This window comes from Paraburkholderia sp. A1RI-2L, from assembly GCF_048957375.1.
Lineage (GTDB): Bacteria > Pseudomonadota > Gammaproteobacteria > Burkholderiales > Burkholderiaceae > Paraburkholderia.
Genome location: NZ_JARBTA010000001.1, coordinates 453,272 through 470,263 on the forward strand (window position 1 = coordinate 453,272; position 16,992 = coordinate 470,263).

The 16,992-nt window shown below is 64.1% G+C and carries 17 protein-coding genes, 1 tRNA gene and 1 riboswitch; of the genes, 11 read left to right on the forward strand and 7 right to left on the reverse strand.

Annotated features, from left to right (window positions below):
- Window positions 1–97: 97 nt before the first annotated feature.
- Complete coding sequence (locus PWP93_RS02135; protein WP_421043280.1) at window positions 98–679, reverse strand: recombinase family protein; 582 nt, start codon at window positions 677–679, stop codon at window positions 98–100.
- Between the two features lie 197 nt (window positions 680–876).
- On the opposite strand from PWP93_RS02135, the gene PWP93_RS02140 reads away from it, so the two are divergent.
- The 10 genes from PWP93_RS02140 to PWP93_RS02185 all read left to right on the forward strand — a co-directional run bounded on the left by PWP93_RS02140 (window position 877) and on the right by PWP93_RS02185 (window position 7,489).
- Entirely contained in the window at window positions 877–1,707 is an 831-nt protein-coding gene (locus PWP93_RS02140) for a hypothetical protein (RefSeq protein WP_421043281.1), read from the forward strand.
- Window positions 1,708–1,813: 106 nt separating this feature from the next.
- Window positions 1,814–2,032 carry a helix-turn-helix transcriptional regulator gene (locus PWP93_RS02145; RefSeq protein WP_421043282.1) on the forward strand — a complete coding sequence of 73 codons (219 nt, stop codon included), beginning with the start codon at window positions 1,814–1,816 and terminating at the stop codon, window positions 2,030–2,032.
- Window positions 2,032–2,331, forward strand: coding sequence for a hypothetical protein (locus PWP93_RS02150; RefSeq protein ID WP_421043283.1), 300 nt, complete (start codon window positions 2,032–2,034; stop codon window positions 2,329–2,331). Before PWP93_RS02145 ends, PWP93_RS02150 begins: the two co-directional genes overlap by 1 nt.
- A 787-nt stretch (window positions 2,332–3,118) precedes the next feature.
- Window positions 3,119–3,289, forward strand: a complete 171-nt coding sequence (locus tag PWP93_RS02155) for a hypothetical protein (RefSeq protein ID WP_421043284.1) — start codon at window positions 3,119–3,121, stop codon at window positions 3,287–3,289.
- Window positions 3,282–3,500, forward strand: a complete 219-nt coding sequence (locus PWP93_RS02160; RefSeq protein ID WP_421043285.1) for a hypothetical protein — start codon at window positions 3,282–3,284, stop codon at window positions 3,498–3,500. Before PWP93_RS02155 ends, PWP93_RS02160 begins: the two co-directional genes overlap by 8 nt.
- The gene (locus tag PWP93_RS02165) at window positions 3,493–3,717 is read left to right on the forward strand and encodes a hypothetical protein (protein ID WP_421043286.1); all 225 of its coding nucleotides are present in this window, start codon (window positions 3,493–3,495) and stop codon (window positions 3,715–3,717) included. The genes PWP93_RS02160 and PWP93_RS02165 overlap by 8 nt, the downstream gene beginning before the upstream one ends.
- Window positions 3,710–3,949: a hypothetical protein gene (locus PWP93_RS02170; RefSeq protein ID WP_421043265.1), complete on the forward strand. Its 240-nt coding sequence runs from the start codon at window positions 3,710–3,712 to the stop codon at window positions 3,947–3,949. The genes PWP93_RS02165 and PWP93_RS02170 overlap by 8 nt, the downstream gene beginning before the upstream one ends.
- Window positions 3,942–4,211, forward strand: a complete 270-nt coding sequence (locus tag PWP93_RS02175; protein WP_421043266.1) for a hypothetical protein — start codon at window positions 3,942–3,944, stop codon at window positions 4,209–4,211. The genes PWP93_RS02170 and PWP93_RS02175 overlap by 8 nt, the downstream gene beginning before the upstream one ends.
- 56 nt (window positions 4,212–4,267) lie before the next feature.
- Window positions 4,268–4,597 (forward strand): hypothetical protein, encoded by a 330-nt coding sequence (locus PWP93_RS02180; RefSeq protein WP_421043267.1) that lies wholly within the window; start codon window positions 4,268–4,270, stop codon window positions 4,595–4,597.
- Window positions 4,598–4,618: 21 nt separating this feature from the next.
- Window positions 4,619–7,489 carry a DUF927 domain-containing protein gene (locus PWP93_RS02185; protein WP_421043287.1) on the forward strand — a complete coding sequence of 957 codons (2,871 nt, stop codon included), beginning with the start codon at window positions 4,619–4,621 and terminating at the stop codon, window positions 7,487–7,489.
- Between the two features lie 613 nt (window positions 7,490–8,102).
- Here PWP93_RS02185 and PWP93_RS02190 read toward each other — a convergent pair.
- The 4 genes from PWP93_RS02190 to pepN form a co-directional block, all read right to left on the reverse strand.
- The gene (locus tag PWP93_RS02190) at window positions 8,103–9,395 is read right to left on the reverse strand and encodes a tyrosine-type recombinase/integrase (RefSeq protein WP_421043288.1); all 1,293 of its coding nucleotides are present in this window, start codon (window positions 9,393–9,395) and stop codon (window positions 8,103–8,105) included.
- 173 nt (window positions 9,396–9,568) lie between these two features.
- A tRNA-Thr gene (locus tag PWP93_RS02195) sits at window positions 9,569–9,644 on the reverse strand.
- A gap of 67 nt (window positions 9,645–9,711) precedes the next feature.
- Window positions 9,712–10,728, reverse strand: a complete 1,017-nt coding sequence (locus PWP93_RS02200) for a class 1 fructose-bisphosphatase (RefSeq protein ID WP_421043289.1) — start codon at window positions 10,726–10,728, stop codon at window positions 9,712–9,714.
- A gap of 254 nt (window positions 10,729–10,982) precedes the next feature.
- Window positions 10,983–13,682: an aminopeptidase N gene (pepN, locus tag PWP93_RS02205; protein WP_421043290.1), complete on the reverse strand. Its 2,700-nt coding sequence runs from the start codon at window positions 13,680–13,682 to the stop codon at window positions 10,983–10,985.
- Between the two features lie 259 nt (window positions 13,683–13,941).
- On the opposite strand from pepN, the gene PWP93_RS02210 reads away from it, so the two are divergent.
- Window positions 13,942–14,625, forward strand: coding sequence for a DUF4136 domain-containing protein (locus PWP93_RS02210; protein WP_421043291.1), 684 nt, complete (start codon window positions 13,942–13,944; stop codon window positions 14,623–14,625).
- Window positions 14,626–14,665: 40 nt separating this feature from the next.
- Here the strand turns inward: PWP93_RS02210 and PWP93_RS02215 are convergent, their stop codons facing one another.
- Window positions 14,666–15,238: a TMEM165/GDT1 family protein gene (locus PWP93_RS02215; protein ID WP_421043292.1), complete on the reverse strand. Its 573-nt coding sequence runs from the start codon at window positions 15,236–15,238 to the stop codon at window positions 14,666–14,668.
- A gap of 92 nt (window positions 15,239–15,330) precedes the next feature.
- Window positions 15,331–15,490, reverse strand: a riboswitch (yybP-ykoY riboswitch).
- A 57-nt stretch (window positions 15,491–15,547) separates the two neighbouring features.
- Entirely contained in the window at window positions 15,548–16,855 is a 1,308-nt protein-coding gene (gene guaD / locus PWP93_RS02220; protein WP_421043293.1) for a guanine deaminase, read from the reverse strand.
- Window positions 16,856–16,992: the final 137 nt, after the last annotated feature.

Here is a 16,992-nt window from a genome sequence, read left to right on the forward strand (position 1 = left end):
AACGCTCCGCGCAAAAGGAACCCCGCGCCGCCGTCCCTCACGGCGCAACGAGAAACGGGCCTTGCGGCCCGTCGAAAGTGAGTTTGGATGGTGGGTGTTACGCGGCGTTGTGCAGTGCCTTGAGGATCGTCGGATGCGAGACGCCGTACTCGGCCGCCAGCCCCCGCGCCGTCGCGTCGCCGGTTGCCATTCGCGCACGTATCGCCGCTTTCTGTTCATCGGTCAGGCTCGCCTTGCGGCCGAGCTTCCGGCCTTCCTCTTTCGCCCGCGCGAGGCCCGCGTGCGTGCGCTCAATCAACAGGTCACGCTCGAACTGTGCGACGGCCGCCAGCACGGTCATATGCAGCCGCCCGCTCGCGCTGGTGAGGTCCACGCCCTTGAGGGCGAGGCAATGAACATGCACGCCCATAGCGGCAAGCGTTTCGACGGTGGCAAGCACGTCCGTGGTGTTGCGCCCCAGACGGTCGAGCTTGGTCACGACAAGGGTGTCACCTTCGTCCAGCTTGTCGAGCAGCTTCGAAAAGCCGGGGCGCTCCGCTGCCGGGACGCTGCCCGATACCGTCTCGGTGATCGTGTGGCGGGGTTGCACGGTGAAACCGGCCGCGCGCACTTCGAGCAATTGGTTATCGGTGGTTTGCTCGGCGGTCGAGACGCGGGCGTAAAGGAAGGTGCGGGCCATGTCGTTTCTTGGTAATCAATCGTGGTAACAATCATGGTTGGTAATCAATGTGTTTTCAAGGGATTGATTACCGCTTTGGAGGCCCGAAAGTTTGCGGTAGTTAAACGCCCGTTTGTTTACCAATGCGTGCGCTGGTTTTCGTAAGTGGAACGGTACGGGACGCGCGGAGCGTAGCGGGATAAAATCAGCATCGCCAAATGTCCCTGTTCGAGGTGCGTGCGATGTTTGATGACTCCAGCCGGATTGACTTCTGTAGGCGCTCGGCCGTGGACGTTTTCGATTTGACCGGTGCTCGCGCGTCGTTGGACGCCTTCAGGCATTTGGCGGCCGCTGACGCTCGAGTGATGACAGCCTCCCTTGGCATCATGGAATCGCACCGCCAAACACAAGCGATCATCAAGACGCTAACGGACAGTCAGGCGAGGATTCAGGCTTCGGCAGGGGCTGTTACGCCTTTGTATGCGCGGGCCGTAGCAGCCCGTCCCGACGTGTCATCGCTCGTGGGCCGAGCTGGAGAAACGTGGCTAAACGCCTTCGCCCGCTGGCGCGGTCGGCCGGAAATCAAGCGTGTGTTGGACGTGATGGAACAGCTCGGCGTTACGAAAGTTGCGACTACGCGTTACGTGAACCAGATTGCGCGCCTTTTCGACTTGTCGCGGTCAGGCGCGATGAACGGGGATTTGATGCTGGCCTATGCGGAATTGTGGCCCACTGACGCCGATGTACCGGGGTGGGTCACGCATAGCGTTCTGCGGGCCTTGGACGCGGTGTGTTTGCCGCGACGAACATGCACGCCAGAAGAACAGACGCGACCCGCGCGACGGGCGCGCGGGCAAAGCAAAGATGCAAAGCTCACCCGTATCAGGTCCGATCACGAGCGCGGCATCAAGATCATGGATCCGGACTATGTCGCTAGGCTAGCCGGGGAACTCGGTGTGACGCCCAGTTATGTCCGCATACTTCGAAGTAGCTATCTCAGCTCGATAAACGCAATTACTGTTCTCAGTAGTTGCGTTACGAGTACCTGAAACGCAACTACTGTTTTTCGCCTTTGCAGTAGTTGCGTTTCGGTATCTAGCATTTGCTCCAGCGTCCCGCTCCATCCATGCGGGCGCAACAGTTACAGGAGCGAACATGCCGACACCCAGCAAAGCTACATCTCCCGCCCCGCGCCGCATCATTCGTATGCGTGCGCTCTCCCAGCGTATCGGTCTGAGCAAGACCGAAATTTACCGCCGCCTTCAATCCGGCTCGTTCGTCACGCCGCTCAAGCTCGGTGAGCGTTCGATCGGTTTCGATGAGGCCGAGGTAGACGCATGGTTGGCGGCGCTGCCGCGCGTGGAGGGCAAGTAATGACCGCCTCGACGTTCGACACGCTGGCGGAAGCCAAGGCCCGGATTGCATCGGAAAAGAAAGCGACACGCGCGGCCCAAGCCGCGCTCTACGCCGCGAGACTGGACGCGCTCCGCGAGCGATACCGCGATGCATTCGGGCAGTGCGCGGACGGTGAGCGAACGGCGTGTGCGCGTCATCTGTTCGCGGCGGCGGCCATCTTCGAGCGCGATGCGCGGCACTTCCCGTCACGCATCAGGAAGGCCATCGCGCAAATGGAGCTGGCGGTGTTCATGCTGGCGGGTAAGGTGCGGCCGTGAAACCGCGAGGGACGGTCAATCGGGCGCGGGCGTTGTGGCCCTTCGCTGGAGCAATTCGGCGGGGGGCGGCCGAAACCCGATTTCGGTGCGCGCGGCCGTCGCTTGGACCGGGCGATAGGGCGGGGTATACTGGCCTTGTCGCCGTGAGAACGGCGGCAAACTGGATTGGCGTCCAGACTTGTCACAGGCGGGCAACCGCCGCCAGGCGGTTTTTTTACGCCCGCACACTAAGCGCCTTTAATGGTCGGGCCTTGGTGGGGGTGCGCTTGCGCACGCCGGTTCCCTGTGACGCCGGTACGCCAACTCCGCTTTGTGCCCGGCCACCCCGATTGGCGTCGGGGGCCGGGTTAGATAGCCCGTCACAGGAGGTCGCACTATGCGCCTTTTCTCCGCTCGCCCCGAGCAACCGCAATCCCCCCTCGAAATCATCCGTGCTGCGCTCCGCGCCGCCGCGTTTGCGGAGGTGCGCCATGAATAACTTCGCTCAGTCTGGTGCGACCCTTTGGCTCAGGTTGACCGGTCGATCGATATGCGGCTATGCTGGGCGTGTCGCTGCGGTTTGGGCGATCCGGGGTGAGAGCCGGAAATGTCAACGGCGGGCAACCGCCTTTAGGCGGTTTTTTTACGCCCGTACACTAAGCGCCTTCTATGGTCGGGCCTTGGTGGGGGTGCGTTCGCGCACGCCGGTTTCCGTTGACGCCGGTCTCTCAACCTCATCTCGTGCCCGGCCACCCCGTTTGAGAGCGGGGCGTGTCGGGTTGTGGAACCCGTCAACGGAGGCCGCCCCATGCGCCTTATCTCCGCTCGCCCCGAGCAACCACAATCTCCCCTCGAAATCATCCGTGCTGCGCTCCGCGCCGCCGCGCTCGCGCCTAGCGATTCCGCTGCGCTCGATGCAACTGGCGACGCCTTGCGCCGTCTTGCCGAGCTGGCCCGCGTGGAGGTGTGCCATGCATGACACGTCCAAGCTCCACGCGGCCCGCGAGCGCGCAATCGAACGCCTCCGCTATTCACTGGCGAAACAGGTTCCCGACATGGAGTGCGGCTTCACGATCCAGACGAGCTACGGCGATTTGCGCATCGAAGCGGAAGACGCTCCGCGCTTCGTCGCACTCGCCCGCGCAATTCTGCAAAAGCAACTCAAGCGGGTGGAGGTGCAGCATGGATAACCGCCAGCACGCTATCCCGGCCGCCAGCATCGACGCGGCTGTAATCCGCCTTGGTGAGCTGGCGGCCTTCGCAAACCTGCTTTCGAACGAGGACGCGGCGGCGGCTTTCGGCCAGCTCGACTTAACCGAGCAGGTGTCGATCTTCGGCGCGTTCGAAGGCATGGCGAACGCCGCGCGGGCGGCGCTCACACATGACGCGGAGGTGTCGCATGGGTAAGCGCGAAGCATTGCCCGGAACGCCCAGCGTGCGCGAGGCCGCTCTTTACTTCGATGATTGCGCGCGCAAGCTGTACCAGCTCGGGGCGTTGTTCGATGCCGTCTCGCAAATGAGCGACGAATTCACCACGGTTCGCGGGCTGGCCGATGTTGGCGTGCGCCTTGCCGAAGAATGGGCCTCCTCTATGGAGGGCGCGCGTGAGGAATACAGGCTGGAGGTGTCCCATGCGTGAGCTGACAACGCTGGTCCGTGCGCTTGATGCCGCCAACAATGCGACCGGCCGTGCGCTCGAAGGTATGGAGCGGGCCAGTGTCCTTTTTCACGCGCTAGAGCGTCTGGCATCAGCCGGTGGCGATAGCTTGCTGGCGGGACTTGCGCATGAGGGCTTCACGCTGCTGGACGAATACATCGAAACGGCGGCGGAAGATGTTGGGACGTTCGACGGCGCGTGGAAACGGGCGCTGGGCGGCGCGGCCGAGAGGGCGAAAACCTAAGCGGCGCACTTGTTCAACAAGGGCGGCAAACTATGCCGCCCGTTGAGGATTCCTACATGAAAACCGAATTTTGCATCATTCATTTTCCCGGCGATGAAGCGCTCTCATTCGAGACACGCGTTCCAGTGATTCACGAACTCAGCGTGAAGGCCGGGGCAATCGCGGCCGATGAAACGCTCGACGTGCTTGGCAAGGTCGATCTGGCGTCCGAGATGATGCGCGCCTCGAACGCCTATCTCGCGGCCATTGCGCTCCACATGGAGCCGTCCGGGCGAGGCGCGCAGGTGGTGGCGCTGTTCGACGTGCAAGCCGCGTTTCTGGCCGGGTTTGTGGGCCGCGTACAGCAGCTCATGATGCACGCGGGCATTGGCGTAACGAAGCATTGAGGGCGAGCCGTGGCGGATACCGTGCATGATGAGTTTGAGCGTGCCCGCATCGCATTGGGCTACATACCGCCCGATGATCGCGAGACGTGGCGCAAGGCCGGGATGGCGCTCAAGGCCGGGTTTGGTGACGAAGCATTCTCCCTCTGGGACGAATGGAGCCGGAACGCACAGAGCTATAACGCCAAGGCCGCGCGGGATTCGTGGAAGTCGTTCAAGGGCGGCGGGATAACGATCAATACGCTGTTCCATATCGCGAAGGAGCACGGCTTCGATCCGCGTGCACACAAGGCCAAGCCGGTCCCGCCAGCAGAGCGCAAGCGACGCGATGCGGAGCGTGCGCAGCGTGAGGCGCGCGAGCTGGCGGAGGCGGCGGAGCGGCATGAGGCGGTGGCCGTCGAGGCCGCGCGCATCTGGGAAGCGGCCGGGGCGGCTCCGGCCGATCATCCCTACCTCAAGCGCAAGGCGATCCAACCGGGCGAGCTGCGCCTCTATCGCGGCCCGCTGCGCTTCGGTACAGCCGTTTGCGACGGCGCTTTGATCGTTCCAGCGTGCGATGCGGCGGGCAAGGTCTGGACCGTCGAGCTGATCCTTGTGGACGGCCAGAAGCGCTACCTCAAGGACGGCCAGAAGTCAGGGCACTTCGCCATCGTCGGCGGCCCGGTAGGTGACACGCTGCTGATTGCCGAAGGCTACGCGACGGCCAGCACGCTCGCGGCCGCTACGGGGCTGCCGTGTGCCGTGGCGTTCGACGTAGGGAACCTGCTGGCGGTTGCCAAGGCGCTGCGCGGCCAGCATCGTGACGCGCGCATTGTCCTCTGTGCCGATGATGATTACCGCACAAAGGGCAATCCGGGCGTGACGAACGCGAAGGCCGCCGCCGCCGCTGTCGGTGGCATGGTGGCCGTGCCTGACTTCGGAGACAAGCGCCCCGCCTCTGGAACGGACTTCAATGACATGGCCGCACATCGGGGCGTGCAAGCGGTAGCCGCTGCCGTGCGCTCCGCGCTCGCTACGCGCCGCCCGGACGGTGCGGGCAATGCCGATGCACCCACAACGAACGCGAGGCCCGCCAAGGCCCGGAAAACGGCCCGCGCGCTCGATGGGAAATCCCGCTTCGAGGTTGACGATACGGGCGTCTGGTATCACGGTTTCAACAGTCAAGGCGAGGCGCTGCCGCCGCATTGGATCAGCACGCGGGTGGACGTGACGGCAGAGACGCGCAACGAAGCGAACAGCGAATGGGGCTACCTGCTCGAATTCACAGACCGCGACGGCGTGACGAAGCGTTGGGCCGCGCCCGCTGCGCTGTTCGCCGGTGACGGGACCGAGTTGCGCCGCGAGCTGCTGGCGATGGGTGTCAAGATCGGCCATACGCAGACCGCCCGCCAGCAGATCGCAAACTACATTCAAATGTCGCGGCCGGATGCGCGTTACCGCTGCGTGCCCCGTATCGGCTGGCATCAAGGCGCGTTCGTGCTGCCGGATCGCGTGATAGGCGAAGGCCGGGAGCCGATGATTTACCAATCGGACGCACCGATACAAAGTCAGTTTCGCGAGAGCGGCACTCTGGACGATTGGCGGCGCGAGGTGGCTGCGCATTGCGTTGGCAATAGCCGCTTGCTGTTCTGCGTATCGGTGGCGCTGGCGGGGCCGCTACTGCACTTCGCAGGGCTGCAATCGGGCGGGTTTCACCTGCTTGGCTCAACGTCTGAGGGCAAGTCAACGGGCGGCGCGGTGGCCGCGTCCGTGTACGGCTCAAAGGACTATGTACGCGGCTGGCGGGCGACGGATAACGCGCTGGAGGCCGTGGCCGCGCAGCACGCGGACGCGGTGCTGATACTCGACGAAATCGGGCAGGTAGAGCCGCGCATCGTGGGCGATGTAGTCTACATGCTCGCGAACGAGGCGGGGAAATCGCGCGGGGCGCGTGCTGGCGGCGCAAAGCCGGTGTTGAGCTGGCGGCTGCTGTTCCTCTCGAACGGAGAAAAGAGCATTGACGCGCTGATGGCCGAGGGCGGGCGACCCATGAAGGGCGGCATTGAGGCGCGATTGCCAGCCATACCGGCCGATGCGGGCCGGGGCATGGGCGCGATTGAGGCGCTTCACGGCTTCGATTCGTCGCGCGCCTTGGTGGAACATCTGAAACACGCCGCCAGCCGCTTCTATGGCACGGCAGGACCGGCAATGATCGAGTGCGCGTCAACGCTTGCGGACGAATTGCCCGACGCGTTGCGCGCGGCGGTATCGGAGCTGGTGGACAAATGGATCCCGCGCGATGCCAACGCTGCTGTTGCGCGCGTGGCGGAGCGCTTCGCGTTGGTTGGAGCGGCGGGTGAACTGGCGACGGCCAACGGCATTACCGGATGGCCGAAGGGCGAAGCGGAGGCGGCCGCGCGGGCGTGTCTCGATGCCTGGATCAAGGCGCGTGGCGGTACGGGTAGTGCGGACCATTCGGCAATGTTGCGTCAGGTGAAGTGGTTCTTTGAGGCGCATGGCGCAGCACGGTTTGAATTGCTCCATCGCATGCAGGACGATCACCGCGCCAACGTCATGCATCGGGCCGGGTTCAAGAAGCTGATGAGGCATGATGCGGACGGTAGTACGGTAGCGGTGGAGACCAACGAAGCGTGGGTTGCGGAATACGGCACTGGAAAGGAAATGAGTGCCACAGACGCCAAAGAAAGCGAAACGGAGTATTGGGTGCTGACGGAGGTTTTCCGCAATGAGGTCTGCAAGGGATACGACTACAGGCTGATTGAGCGCCTGTTGATTGAGCGCGAAGTCTTGAAGCCGCGAGCGGACGGCCACGCTACGCGCCGTGAGCGCGTGCCAACAGTCGGGCATGTACAGGTGTATCGCATCATGCCGTCGATTCATTCATTGATAACTTGATCAAATGACCCGCGCCGGGAGGGCGGCGGCGTGGCGGTTTCTCTTTGCGCGCAAACTGAGTTTCGAGAGCGCACCAGCCGGGATATATCCCGCACATTCGGGTTATTAAATCAAAATTGGTAACAATCGCGCGATTGTGTGTCCATGTCTCCAGATTTGCTGTGCCCGTCTCCAAGGTGATTGGAGACGCTGAAAGCCTTGTCCAGTAAGGCTTTCAGCCACATTTTGGGGCGCGTCTCCACGTCTCCAGTGATTTTGATAGAAAGGTGGGAGCGCGACCGACGCCAACCTTACAGCGCCTTGCGCATGGCAAGCCTTGTACGGCGGAGGTTTGCTGGCTGAAAGCGGTCAAAGATGGCTGTAATCACAGGGGGGGTAGCAGCGTTTTACCGGGGGGTAGGCGCTTGCGGCTGGCGGAGAACCATTGCGCTATCCGTAACAGTGCCCGCCGCCGTGGGTCCTTTCCGGCAACCGGCGCATGAGGGTAATTCGAACCCCACGGCGGCCAGCGTGAGCGGCAGTTTTCAGGGTAGCCAGCAAGGGTAGCCATTCGCGGGTAGCCAGCCGGGGGGAGGCCGAAAAGGTTGGCTTGCGCCCGGCCAGTACCGCTCGTTCAATCAGATTTTTGTGTGCGCGAGTTTTGGAGGGGGGGGTGTCCTCGTGCCTTGTCATTCAATGGTATGACATTCGCGCCGCTCTTCTGGTCGATGTAGTCCGCCCACCACTGCATCAGCCGGTGCCGCTCGTCCATGTGTTCGGCGTGGTTGTATGCACGCCGTACCTTATTCCCCACGACATGCGAGAGCTGGCAACTGATCGCGTCAGGATTGAAACCGCTGCGCTCGTTCATGAGCGTGGAGGCGAGGCCCCGGAATCCGTGGCCGGTTTGCTTTCCTTCGAAGCCGAGGCTCTTCAGGGCCTTGTTGATTGTCTCGGCGGACATTGGCTGCACCTTCTTGTTTTTCGTGCCGGGGAATACAAGGTCGTATTGGCCGGTCAATGGTCGCAGGCTTTCCAGAAGCTCGACGGTCTGGCGCGCAAGTGGCACGACATGGGGAATGCCGGAAGCCTTCTGATGGGGCCTGCCTTTCATCCGCCCGGACGGCACTCGCCATTCGCGGGCGTCGAGGTCGAACTCGTCCCACCGCGCCCACCGCAACTCATTGGTCCGCACGAAGGTCAGGGTCATGAGCTTGATGGCGACGCGGGTTTGCAGTGTCCCGGAATAGCCATCGATGCGTTCCAGCAGCTCGGGGAGTTCCGCTTCGCTGACGTGCGGGTGGTGCTTGACGGGCGGGCGGGGCGCGAGGGCGGCTCTCAGTCCGTCTGCAGGGTTCCGGTCGCAAGCGCCTGTTGCGCCCGCGTGCCGGAAAACGCCTGTGCAGGCTTCAAGCGCCTTCGCCGCCATCTCATGCGCGCCGCGATGCTCGATCTTGCGGAGAACCGCCAGCACAACCGGACCGGTAATGCTGTTGATTGGCCGCTTGCCGATCTGCGGGTAGACGTCCTTTTCGAGGATGCCCGTCATGCGCTTGTCGTGGCTCGCGCTCCAGCCACGGCGCTTGATTGCGAGCCAGTCTTCTGCGACGGACTGGAAGGTGGTGCTGGCCGCGAGCGCGGCCGTCTGCCGGTCGATATCCCGCTGCAACGCCGGGTCCGTCCCGCCCGCCAGCAGTCGCTTTGCGGCCTCTCGACGCTCGCGCGCTTCTGCCAGCGTGACGCTGGGGTAGTCGCCAAACGTCAGCAGGTTTTCCTTGCCGTTGAACCGGTACTTGAGCCGCCACTTCTTTGTCCCGGCGGGCCGTAGTTCGAGGAACAGGCCGCCGCCGTCGAAGAGCTTGTTGCCGCCAATTGGGTTGAATCGCGCGTTGCGGCATCGGGCGTCTGTGAGGGGCGTGGTTTTCATGGGGCGTGGGGTAAGGTCGCTTACCCCCAAGGGGGACGGGTGTACCCCCAATACTACCCCCAAAAATCTGGGATGCCCCGGTTCTGTGCGGACCACATGGAAACAAAAAACCCGCGCAATCCGTTGATTGGCGCGGGTTTTGGTCTGTTGCGGTACTGCTTGGGAAACCTTGTTGGTGCCGGAAAGAGGAATCGAACCCCCGACCTTCGCATTACGAATGCGCTGCTCTACCGTCTGAGCTATTCCGGCCGCACATCAGAGAAGGGAGATTATAGGAGAGAATCTCGGGCTATGCAAGCCCTTTTCTCCAACCTTTTTATTTCTTCGCTTCCTGATGGTATCGGGTCACGCGCTCGACCTCGTTTTTCGAGCCGAGGAACACGGCCACGCGCTCGTGCAGGCTCGTCGGCTGGATGTCGAGGATGCGCTGCTCGCCGTTGGTCGCCATGCCGCCCGCCTGCTCGACGATGAACGACATCGGGTTCGCTTCGTACATCAGGCGCAGCTTGCCGGGCTTCGAGGGATCGCGGCGGTCGGCCGGATACATGAAGATGCCCCCGCGGCTCAGGATACGGTGCACGTCGGCGACCATCGAGGCGATCCAGCGCATGTTGAAGTTCTCGCCGCGCGGACCGTCCTTGCCCGCATTCAGCTCGCCAACGTACTGCTGCACCGGCTCATACCAGTGGCGCGCGTTCGATGCGTTGATCGCGTATTCGCGCGTGTCCTCGGGAATGCGCATGTTGCTCTGCGTGAGCACCCACGAGCCGAGTTCGCGGTCAAGCGTGAAGCAGTTCACGCCATTGCCGGTCGTGAGCACGAGCACGGTTTGCGGGCCGTAGACGGCGTAGCCCGCCGCGACTTGCTGCACGCCGGGCTGCAGGAACGAGGCTTCGGTGGCCTGCTGGCCGTCCGGGCAGCGCAGCACCGAGAAGATCGTGCCGATCGAGACGTTCACGTCGATGTTCGACGAGCCGTCGAGCGGGTCGAACACGAGCAGATATTCGCCCTTCGGATAATTGGCCGGGATCGGGAAGAAGGTTTCCATTTCCTCGGACGCCATGGCCGCGAGGTTGCCGCCCCATTCGTTGGCGTCGAGCAGGATTTCGTTCGACAAAATGTCGAGGTTCTTCTGCACTTCGCCCTGAACATTTTCGCTGCCTGCGGTGCCGAGCGCGTCGCCGAGGGCGCCCTTGCTGACGTTGTAGCTGATCGCCTTGCACGCGCGCGCGACAACTTCGATCAGCAGACGCAGATCGGCCGGCAGGTTGCGATGCTCGCGCTGCTGCTCGATCAGGTATTTCGTGAGGGTGGTACGACGGTGCAAAGCCATTGCAGGACTCCAGATGCGCTTGGGAATAGCGCAATTCTACCTGCTGGACGAGGCTCGGCCTGTTTGGTCAATCCTGAAAATAAGCGCGATCGGCTCGGGCACGCATCGGACGGAAATTCGGCCGGGAAATCGAGCGGAAAAATAATGCAGAAAAAATGCGCACAAAAATGCCGGCCGCGAGGGCCGGCAGCGTGCATGACCGGTGTGAGGACGAGGCTGTGCGCGGCGCTGTGCAACGGCGCCGCGCGCGAGGCCTACGCCAGCGCCTTTTCCACGATCTCACGGACGTCGCGCGATTTCGCCTGCGCGGCGACCTGTTCGAGCGCGGCGCGCATCGCGTCGCGCAGCGCTGGAGTGAAGCGGCGCCACAGTTCGAGATTGCGTGCGAGGCGTGCGGCAACCTGTGGGTTGATGGCGTCGAGCGCGAGGACTTGTTCGGCCCAGAACGCGTAGCCCGAGCCGTCCGCCGCGTGGAACTGAGCGGGATTCGCCGCGCAGAAGCTGAAGATCAGCGAGCGTGCGCGGTTCGGATTCTTCAGATTGAAGGCCGGGTGGCGCATCAGCGCACGCACGGTCTCGATCGTCGGGCGCTGGGCCGTGCCGCGTTGCGTCGCCTGCAGGGAGAACCACTTGTCGATGACGAGCGGTTCCTTCTCGAAGCGTGCGTAGAAGTCCTCGAGCGCCTGCTTCGCCTGGTCGCCGCCTGTGCCTGCCGCCGCGTTCATCAGCGCCGACAGCGCGGCTGCGCGGTCGGTCATGTTGTTCGCGGCGTGGTATTGCGCGATGGCGAGTCGCACGGCGTCGGCGGGGTCGTCGAGTTCCGAGAGATACGAAAGCGCGAGATTCTTCAGGCCCCGGTGGCCAGCGGCTTCCGGCGTGGGCTCATAGGCGCCCGGCGTGAGGTTGGCGTCGTAGGCCGCAAGCCATGCGTTCTTGAGCGCCGCGGCCAGGCCCTTGCGCACGAACTGGCGCGCGGCGTGCACGGCGGCGGGATTCGACTCCGCCATCTGCTCCGCGAGATAGGTCTCCGAGGGCAGCATCAGCGCGAGTTCGCGGAACGACGGCGACAGCGAAGCGTCGTTGAGCACGCGGCCAAACGCGTCGATGAGCGCATCGTTCATCGCGAGCGGCTGACGCGTGGCGGCGCGTGCGGCCAGCGCGAGCAGCTCGCGCGTGGCAAGGCGCTGGCCCGCTTCCCAGCGGTTGAACGGATCGCTATCGTGCGCGAGCAGGAACGCGAGTTCGTCGTTGCCATAGTCGTATTCCACGATCACCGGCGCCGAGAAGTTGCGCAGCAGCGAGGGCAGGGGCTTGTGGGCGATGTCGACGAAGGTGAAGGTCTGCTGCGCCTCGGTGAGTTCGAGTACGCGCGTCGTGCTTGCTGTCATGCTGAAGCTGGATTCGCCTTCGAGCTTGAGCGGCAGGTCCACGCCATCGGGGCCGATCAGGCCGATCGCGAACGGGATCAGGAGCGGTCCCTTCTGCGTGTCGCGCGCGGCCGGCGAGCCGTTCGCATAGCCCTGCGCGAGCGTGACGCTATAGCGCTTCGCGGCTTCGTCGTAACGCGTCGTGACCGTGACGCGCGGCGTGCCCGCCTGGCTGTACCAGCGCTCGAACTGCGCGAGGTCGCGGCCATTGGCGTCGGCCATGGCGTGGCGGAAGTCGTCGCAGGTCACCGCCTGGCCGTCGTGGCGCTGGAAGTAGAGGTCCATGCCCTTGCGAAAGCCGTCGCGGCCGAACAGCGTCTGATACATCCGCACGACTTCCGCGCCTTTCTCGTAGACCGTCATCGTGTAGAAGTTGTTGATCTCGACGTAGCTTTCAGGACGCACCGGATGCGCCATCGGGCCTGCATCCTCGGCGAACTGCATCTGGCGCAGCACGCGCACGTCCTCGATGCGCTTGGTCGCGCGGGCGGCTTCGTTCTCGTCGCCTCCCGACATTGCCGCCGAGAATTCCTGGTCGCGGAACACAGTGAGGCCTTCCTTGAGGCTCAGCTGGAACCAGTCGCGGCAGGTCACGCGGTTGCCGGTCCAGTTGTGGAAGTATTCGTGGCCGACCACGGCCTCGATGTTGGCGAAATCGACGTCGGTGGCCGTTTCCGGATTCGCCAGCACGTACTTCGTATTGAAGATGTTGAGCCCCTTGTTCTCCATCGCGCCCATGTTGAAGTCGCTCACGGCGACGATCATGAAGCGGTCGAGATCCAGTTCGAGGCCGAAGCGCCGCTCGTCCCAGCGGATCGAGTGGATCAGCGAGTCCATCGCATGGCGCGTCTTGTCGAGATCGTGCGGCTCGACCCACACCTGCAGCAGCTTCTCCTTGCCCGAGCCGGTCTTGATGCGCTCTTCGAGCGCCACGAGCTTGCCGGCCACCAGCGCGAACAGGTAGCTCGGCTTGCGGAACGGGTCTTCCCACTTCGCATAATGGCGGCCGTCGGGCAGTTCGCCTGCTTCGATGAGATTGCCGTTCGAGAGCAGCACCGGGCACGCGGTCTTGTCGGCGCGCAGCGTGACGGTGTAGGTCGACATGACATCGGGGCGGTCGAGGAACCAGGTGATGCGGCGAAAGCCTTCAGCTTCGCATTGCGTGAAGAAGTTGCCGCTCGATACGTAGAGCCCCGAGAGCGTGGTGTTGGCTTCCGGGTCGTTGGCGCCCGTGAGCGTGAGCGTGAACGCGTCGGGCACGTTCTCGATCGTCAGGCCATGTTCGTGCGCACGCACGTTTTCGCAGGCATTACCGTCGATTTGCGCGCCGATGAATTCGAGCTGTTCACCCATCAATTCGAGGTGCGGCGCGGACTTGGCAGCGGGATTGCGGCGCACGCGCAGCGTGCTCTTGACGACGGTGTGTCCGGGCGCGAGGTCGAATTCGAGGTCGACGGTGTCGATCAGGAAGGCGGGCGGCGCGTAGTCTTCGCGGTGGATCACAGTAGGCGTGGCGGTATCGGACATGGTCTCGTGCGGGGAAGCTTCGGGTCGGATAGCGGTATAGGGAGGCCGAGCCTTGCGTACGATGACGCGGCCGCTCGCCCCATTGTACAAAGGCTCGCGCAGCTTGTCCGAGATGGCCCGCAGGCGTGCCCCGCGCAGCGGGCCCGAACTTTCCCGCTGGGGCGCGAGTCAGTATGATCGAGGCCTGCGGTGTCGACCACCGCAAGCTTGCCGCGCGCCGACGAACTGTCGTCACTGCCACGACTGCAACGAGAAGACCATGATGCCCGACCGATGGACCCGCCGCGCGCTGCTGTTGCTGGCGGCGCTTGCCGTGACGCTGTCCGGCTGCACGACCTATGTGACGAGCCAGGTGACCGCGTTCTCCGCGTGGGGAGGCGGCAGCGATGCCACGCGCACTTACGCGTTCACGCGCAATCCCGACCAGCAGCACAGCATCGAGCAATCGACCTACGAGAGCCTCGTTGCCGACGGGCTCTCTTCGTACGCATTCCGCCAGGTGCCCGAGCGGCAGGCTCGCTATCTCGTGGGCCTCGCCTACGGCAGCCGCATGGACACGGTCACGGTGGCGCAGCCCGTGTTCTACAACCCGTGGCCGGGTCCGTACTGGGGACCGTTCAATCCGTGGGGGCCTTGGGGTCCCTGGGGCCCCGCTTATGTGAACCAGAGCTATCCGGTGTACTCGCATGCACTCGGCATCCGCATCACGGAGCAGGCGGGCGGGAAGGAAGTCTATAACGTCACCGCGCGCACCTCGGGCGACGATCCCTCGCTCGTGCACATCATGCCGTTTCTGGTGCGCAGCGCGCTGTCGAACTTCCCGCTGCAGAACGGCTCGGTGCAGCAGGTGAAACTGCCCGTGGACAAGACCACGGGCGCGCCGGCCGAAGTCCCGGCGGCGGCGCCAGGAACCGCACCGGCAGCGGCCGCTCCGGCAAAGTAGACGGAGCCAGCGTCAGTGGCGGCTCAAGCGTTACAGACGATCAAACGCCCACGCCCATGATGGCGAGCACGCCAAGCACCACGAACAGCACGGCGGCGATGCCGTGCACCAGGCCCGTCGGCAGCTTGTGGGCGAAGCGGTCGCCCAGCAGGATCGCAGGCACATTGGCAATCATCATGCCGAGCGTCGTGCCGGCCACCACCCCGAAGAAGTCGTGAAAGCGCGCGGCGAGTGCGACGGTTGCGATCTGCGTCTTGTCGCCCATCTCGGCGAGAAAGAAGGTGACGACGGTGGCGCCGAACACGCCGAGACGCGTGCGATTGACGTTGGCTTCGCCCTCGTCGAGCTTGTCGGGCACGAGTATCCACAATCCCATGGCGACGAAGGAGACGGCGAGCGCCCAGCGCATCACCGAGGGCGTGACGAGCGAGCCGAGCCACGCGCCGAGCGCGCCCGCGCCCGAGTGATTGACGAGCGTGGCGGCCAGTACGCCGAGAATGATCGGCATGGGCTTGCGATAGCGCGCTGCGAGCACGAGCGAAAGCAGTTGCGTCTTGTCGCCGATTTCGGCGAGCGCGACTGCGCCGGTCGAGACGAGAAAGGAGTGATTCACGTGTTGGTGATCCTCGGGCCGAGATAAATGCGAGCGACGACTCACGGCCCGCTGGGCCCTGTTGCGGCGGGCATGAGTCATCGGTCTCGCCAGGCCTGAGTACTAAGGCTGCGTCCGCCATGGCCGCGCGGGCCAAGTCTGTTGACGGATGCTCCCGCTGCGCATGCGCGGCGCGCGCCAAGGCCCGAAGGCTAGCCGGGCGGCACGGAGCGGGGCGGCTACTCCCCAATGAACGGCGAATTATAGCATTGGGGTTTTCCGACACCCGGCTTCGCCGGGGCCGTTGGAATGGGGATTTGCCGTGGGATTTTAACGCTTTGCCGTATCGCGGCTGTGCACGCGCGCACCGGCTGCGTAGGTCTCGAACACGGCGCGGTCGTCGCCGAGCAGCGCGAACGCGAATAGCAGTTCTTCGAGCGATTCGGCGCGCGCGGTGCGGCGCTTGAGCAGCGGCGTGGCCTGCGGGTCGAGCACGACGAAGTCGGCTTCGCTTTGCGGCGCGAGCGTGCCGATCTTGTCGGCGAGATCGAGCGCGGCTGCCGCGCCGGCCGTGGCGAGCCAGAACATGCGCGTGGCCGTCAGGTGATGGCCGCCCATGCGCGCGACCTTGTGCGCTTCGTTCATGGTTTGCAGCATCGAGAACGACGTGCCGCCGCCCACGTCTGTCGCGAGTGTGACGGGCATCTCGGTGGCCTGGGCCTTGTCGAAGTCGAACAGGCCGCTGCCGAGGAACAGGTTCGAGGTCGGGCAGTGCGCCGCGACCGTGCCGGTTTGCGCCATGCGGCGGCGGTCCTCGTCGTCGAGCCAGATGCAGTGGCCGTATACGGCGCGGCGGCGCAGGAGCCCGTAATGGTCGTAGATGTCGAGATAGCTGCGCTGGCGCGGGAACAGCTCCTTCACCCACTTCACTTCGTCGAGATTCTCGGCGACGTGGCTCTGAATGAAGATGTCGCCGTGCGCCTTCGCGAGCGCTTCGCACGCTTCGAGCTGCGCTTCGGTCGAGGTGGGTGCGAAGCGCGGCGTGAGCGCGTACATCTGGCGGCCGTTGTTGTGCCAGCGCGAGATGAGTTCGGCGCTGTCGTCGTAGCCGGTCTGGGGCGTGTCGCGCAGGAACTCGGGGCAGTTGCGGTCCATCAGCACCTTGCCCGCGATCATGCGCATGTTCTTCGCCTCGCTCGCCGTGAACAGCGCATCGGCCGATTGCTTGTGCACCGAGCAGTAGACGAGCGCGGTGGTCGTGCCGCACGAAAGCAGTTCGTCGACGAAAAAGCGCGCGGTCTCGAATGCCACGTTTTCATTGGCGAAGCCGCGCTCGGTCGGGAACGTGTAAGTCTCGAGCCACGGCAGCAGGCCCGGCGCCGGCGAGGCGATCATGTCGGTCTGCGGGTAGTGGATGTGCGTGTCGATGAAGCCCGGCACGATCAGCTTGTCGCGCAGGTTGTGCACCGTCGCGCCTTCGGCCACGCGAGCGCTCAGCTCGGACCAGGCGCCCGATGCGACCACGCGGCCGTTCTCGACGATCACCACGCCGTCTTCGTGGAAGACGGCAGCGTCGGGCGACTGCGCGGGGTCGCCGGTGAACGTCAACAGTTTTGCGCGATAAGCCGATTGAGTCATGGGAACTTCGTCTCCGTAAAATTCAGGTGTTCATGAGCCGTATGGATGCGCACCGCTCCTGAAAACGCGGCGCGCAAAAGCCCTGGGGCCGGCGCTCGCGCGCCGGTCCTCGTCAAGGGTGAAGCTTTAAATTGGGG

What these genes read in the sequence shown, in the direction of transcription:
- PWP93_RS02200 (WP_421043289.1), bottom strand. Translation starts at nt 10,728, where the DNA reads ATGGCTTTGCACCGTCGTACCACCCTCACGAAATACCTGATCGAGCAG.
- PWP93_RS02165 (WP_421043286.1), top strand. Translation starts at nt 3,493, where the DNA reads ATGGATAACCGCCAGCACGCTATCCCGGCCGCCAGCATCGACGCGGCT.
- PWP93_RS02150 (WP_421043283.1), top strand. Translation starts at nt 2,032, where the DNA reads ATGACCGCCTCGACGTTCGACACGCTGGCGGAAGCCAAGGCCCGGATT.
- PWP93_RS02210 (WP_421043291.1), top strand. Translation starts at nt 13,942, where the DNA reads ATGATGCCCGACCGATGGACCCGCCGCGCGCTGCTGTTGCTGGCGGCG.
- PWP93_RS02190 (WP_421043288.1), bottom strand. Translation starts at nt 9,395, where the DNA reads ATGAAAACCACGCCCCTCACAGACGCCCGATGCCGCAACGCGCGATTC.
- pepN (WP_421043290.1), bottom strand. Translation starts at nt 13,682, where the DNA reads ATGTCCGATACCGCCACGCCTACTGTGATCCACCGCGAAGACTACGCG.
- PWP93_RS02175 (WP_421043266.1), top strand. Translation starts at nt 3,942, where the DNA reads ATGCGTGAGCTGACAACGCTGGTCCGTGCGCTTGATGCCGCCAACAAT.
- PWP93_RS02145 (WP_421043282.1), top strand. Translation starts at nt 1,814, where the DNA reads ATGCCGACACCCAGCAAAGCTACATCTCCCGCCCCGCGCCGCATCATT.
- PWP93_RS02160 (WP_421043285.1), top strand. Translation starts at nt 3,282, where the DNA reads ATGCATGACACGTCCAAGCTCCACGCGGCCCGCGAGCGCGCAATCGAA.
- PWP93_RS02140 (WP_421043281.1), top strand. Translation starts at nt 877, where the DNA reads ATGTCCCTGTTCGAGGTGCGTGCGATGTTTGATGACTCCAGCCGGATT.
- PWP93_RS02155 (WP_421043284.1), top strand. Translation starts at nt 3,119, where the DNA reads ATGCGCCTTATCTCCGCTCGCCCCGAGCAACCACAATCTCCCCTCGAA.
- PWP93_RS02135 (WP_421043280.1), bottom strand. Translation starts at nt 679, where the DNA reads ATGGCCCGCACCTTCCTTTACGCCCGCGTCTCGACCGCCGAGCAAACC.
- PWP93_RS02180 (WP_421043267.1), top strand. Translation starts at nt 4,268, where the DNA reads ATGAAAACCGAATTTTGCATCATTCATTTTCCCGGCGATGAAGCGCTC.
- guaD (WP_421043293.1), bottom strand. Translation starts at nt 16,855, where the DNA reads ATGACTCAATCGGCTTATCGCGCAAAACTGTTGACGTTCACCGGCGAC.
- PWP93_RS02170 (WP_421043265.1), top strand. Translation starts at nt 3,710, where the DNA reads ATGGGTAAGCGCGAAGCATTGCCCGGAACGCCCAGCGTGCGCGAGGCC.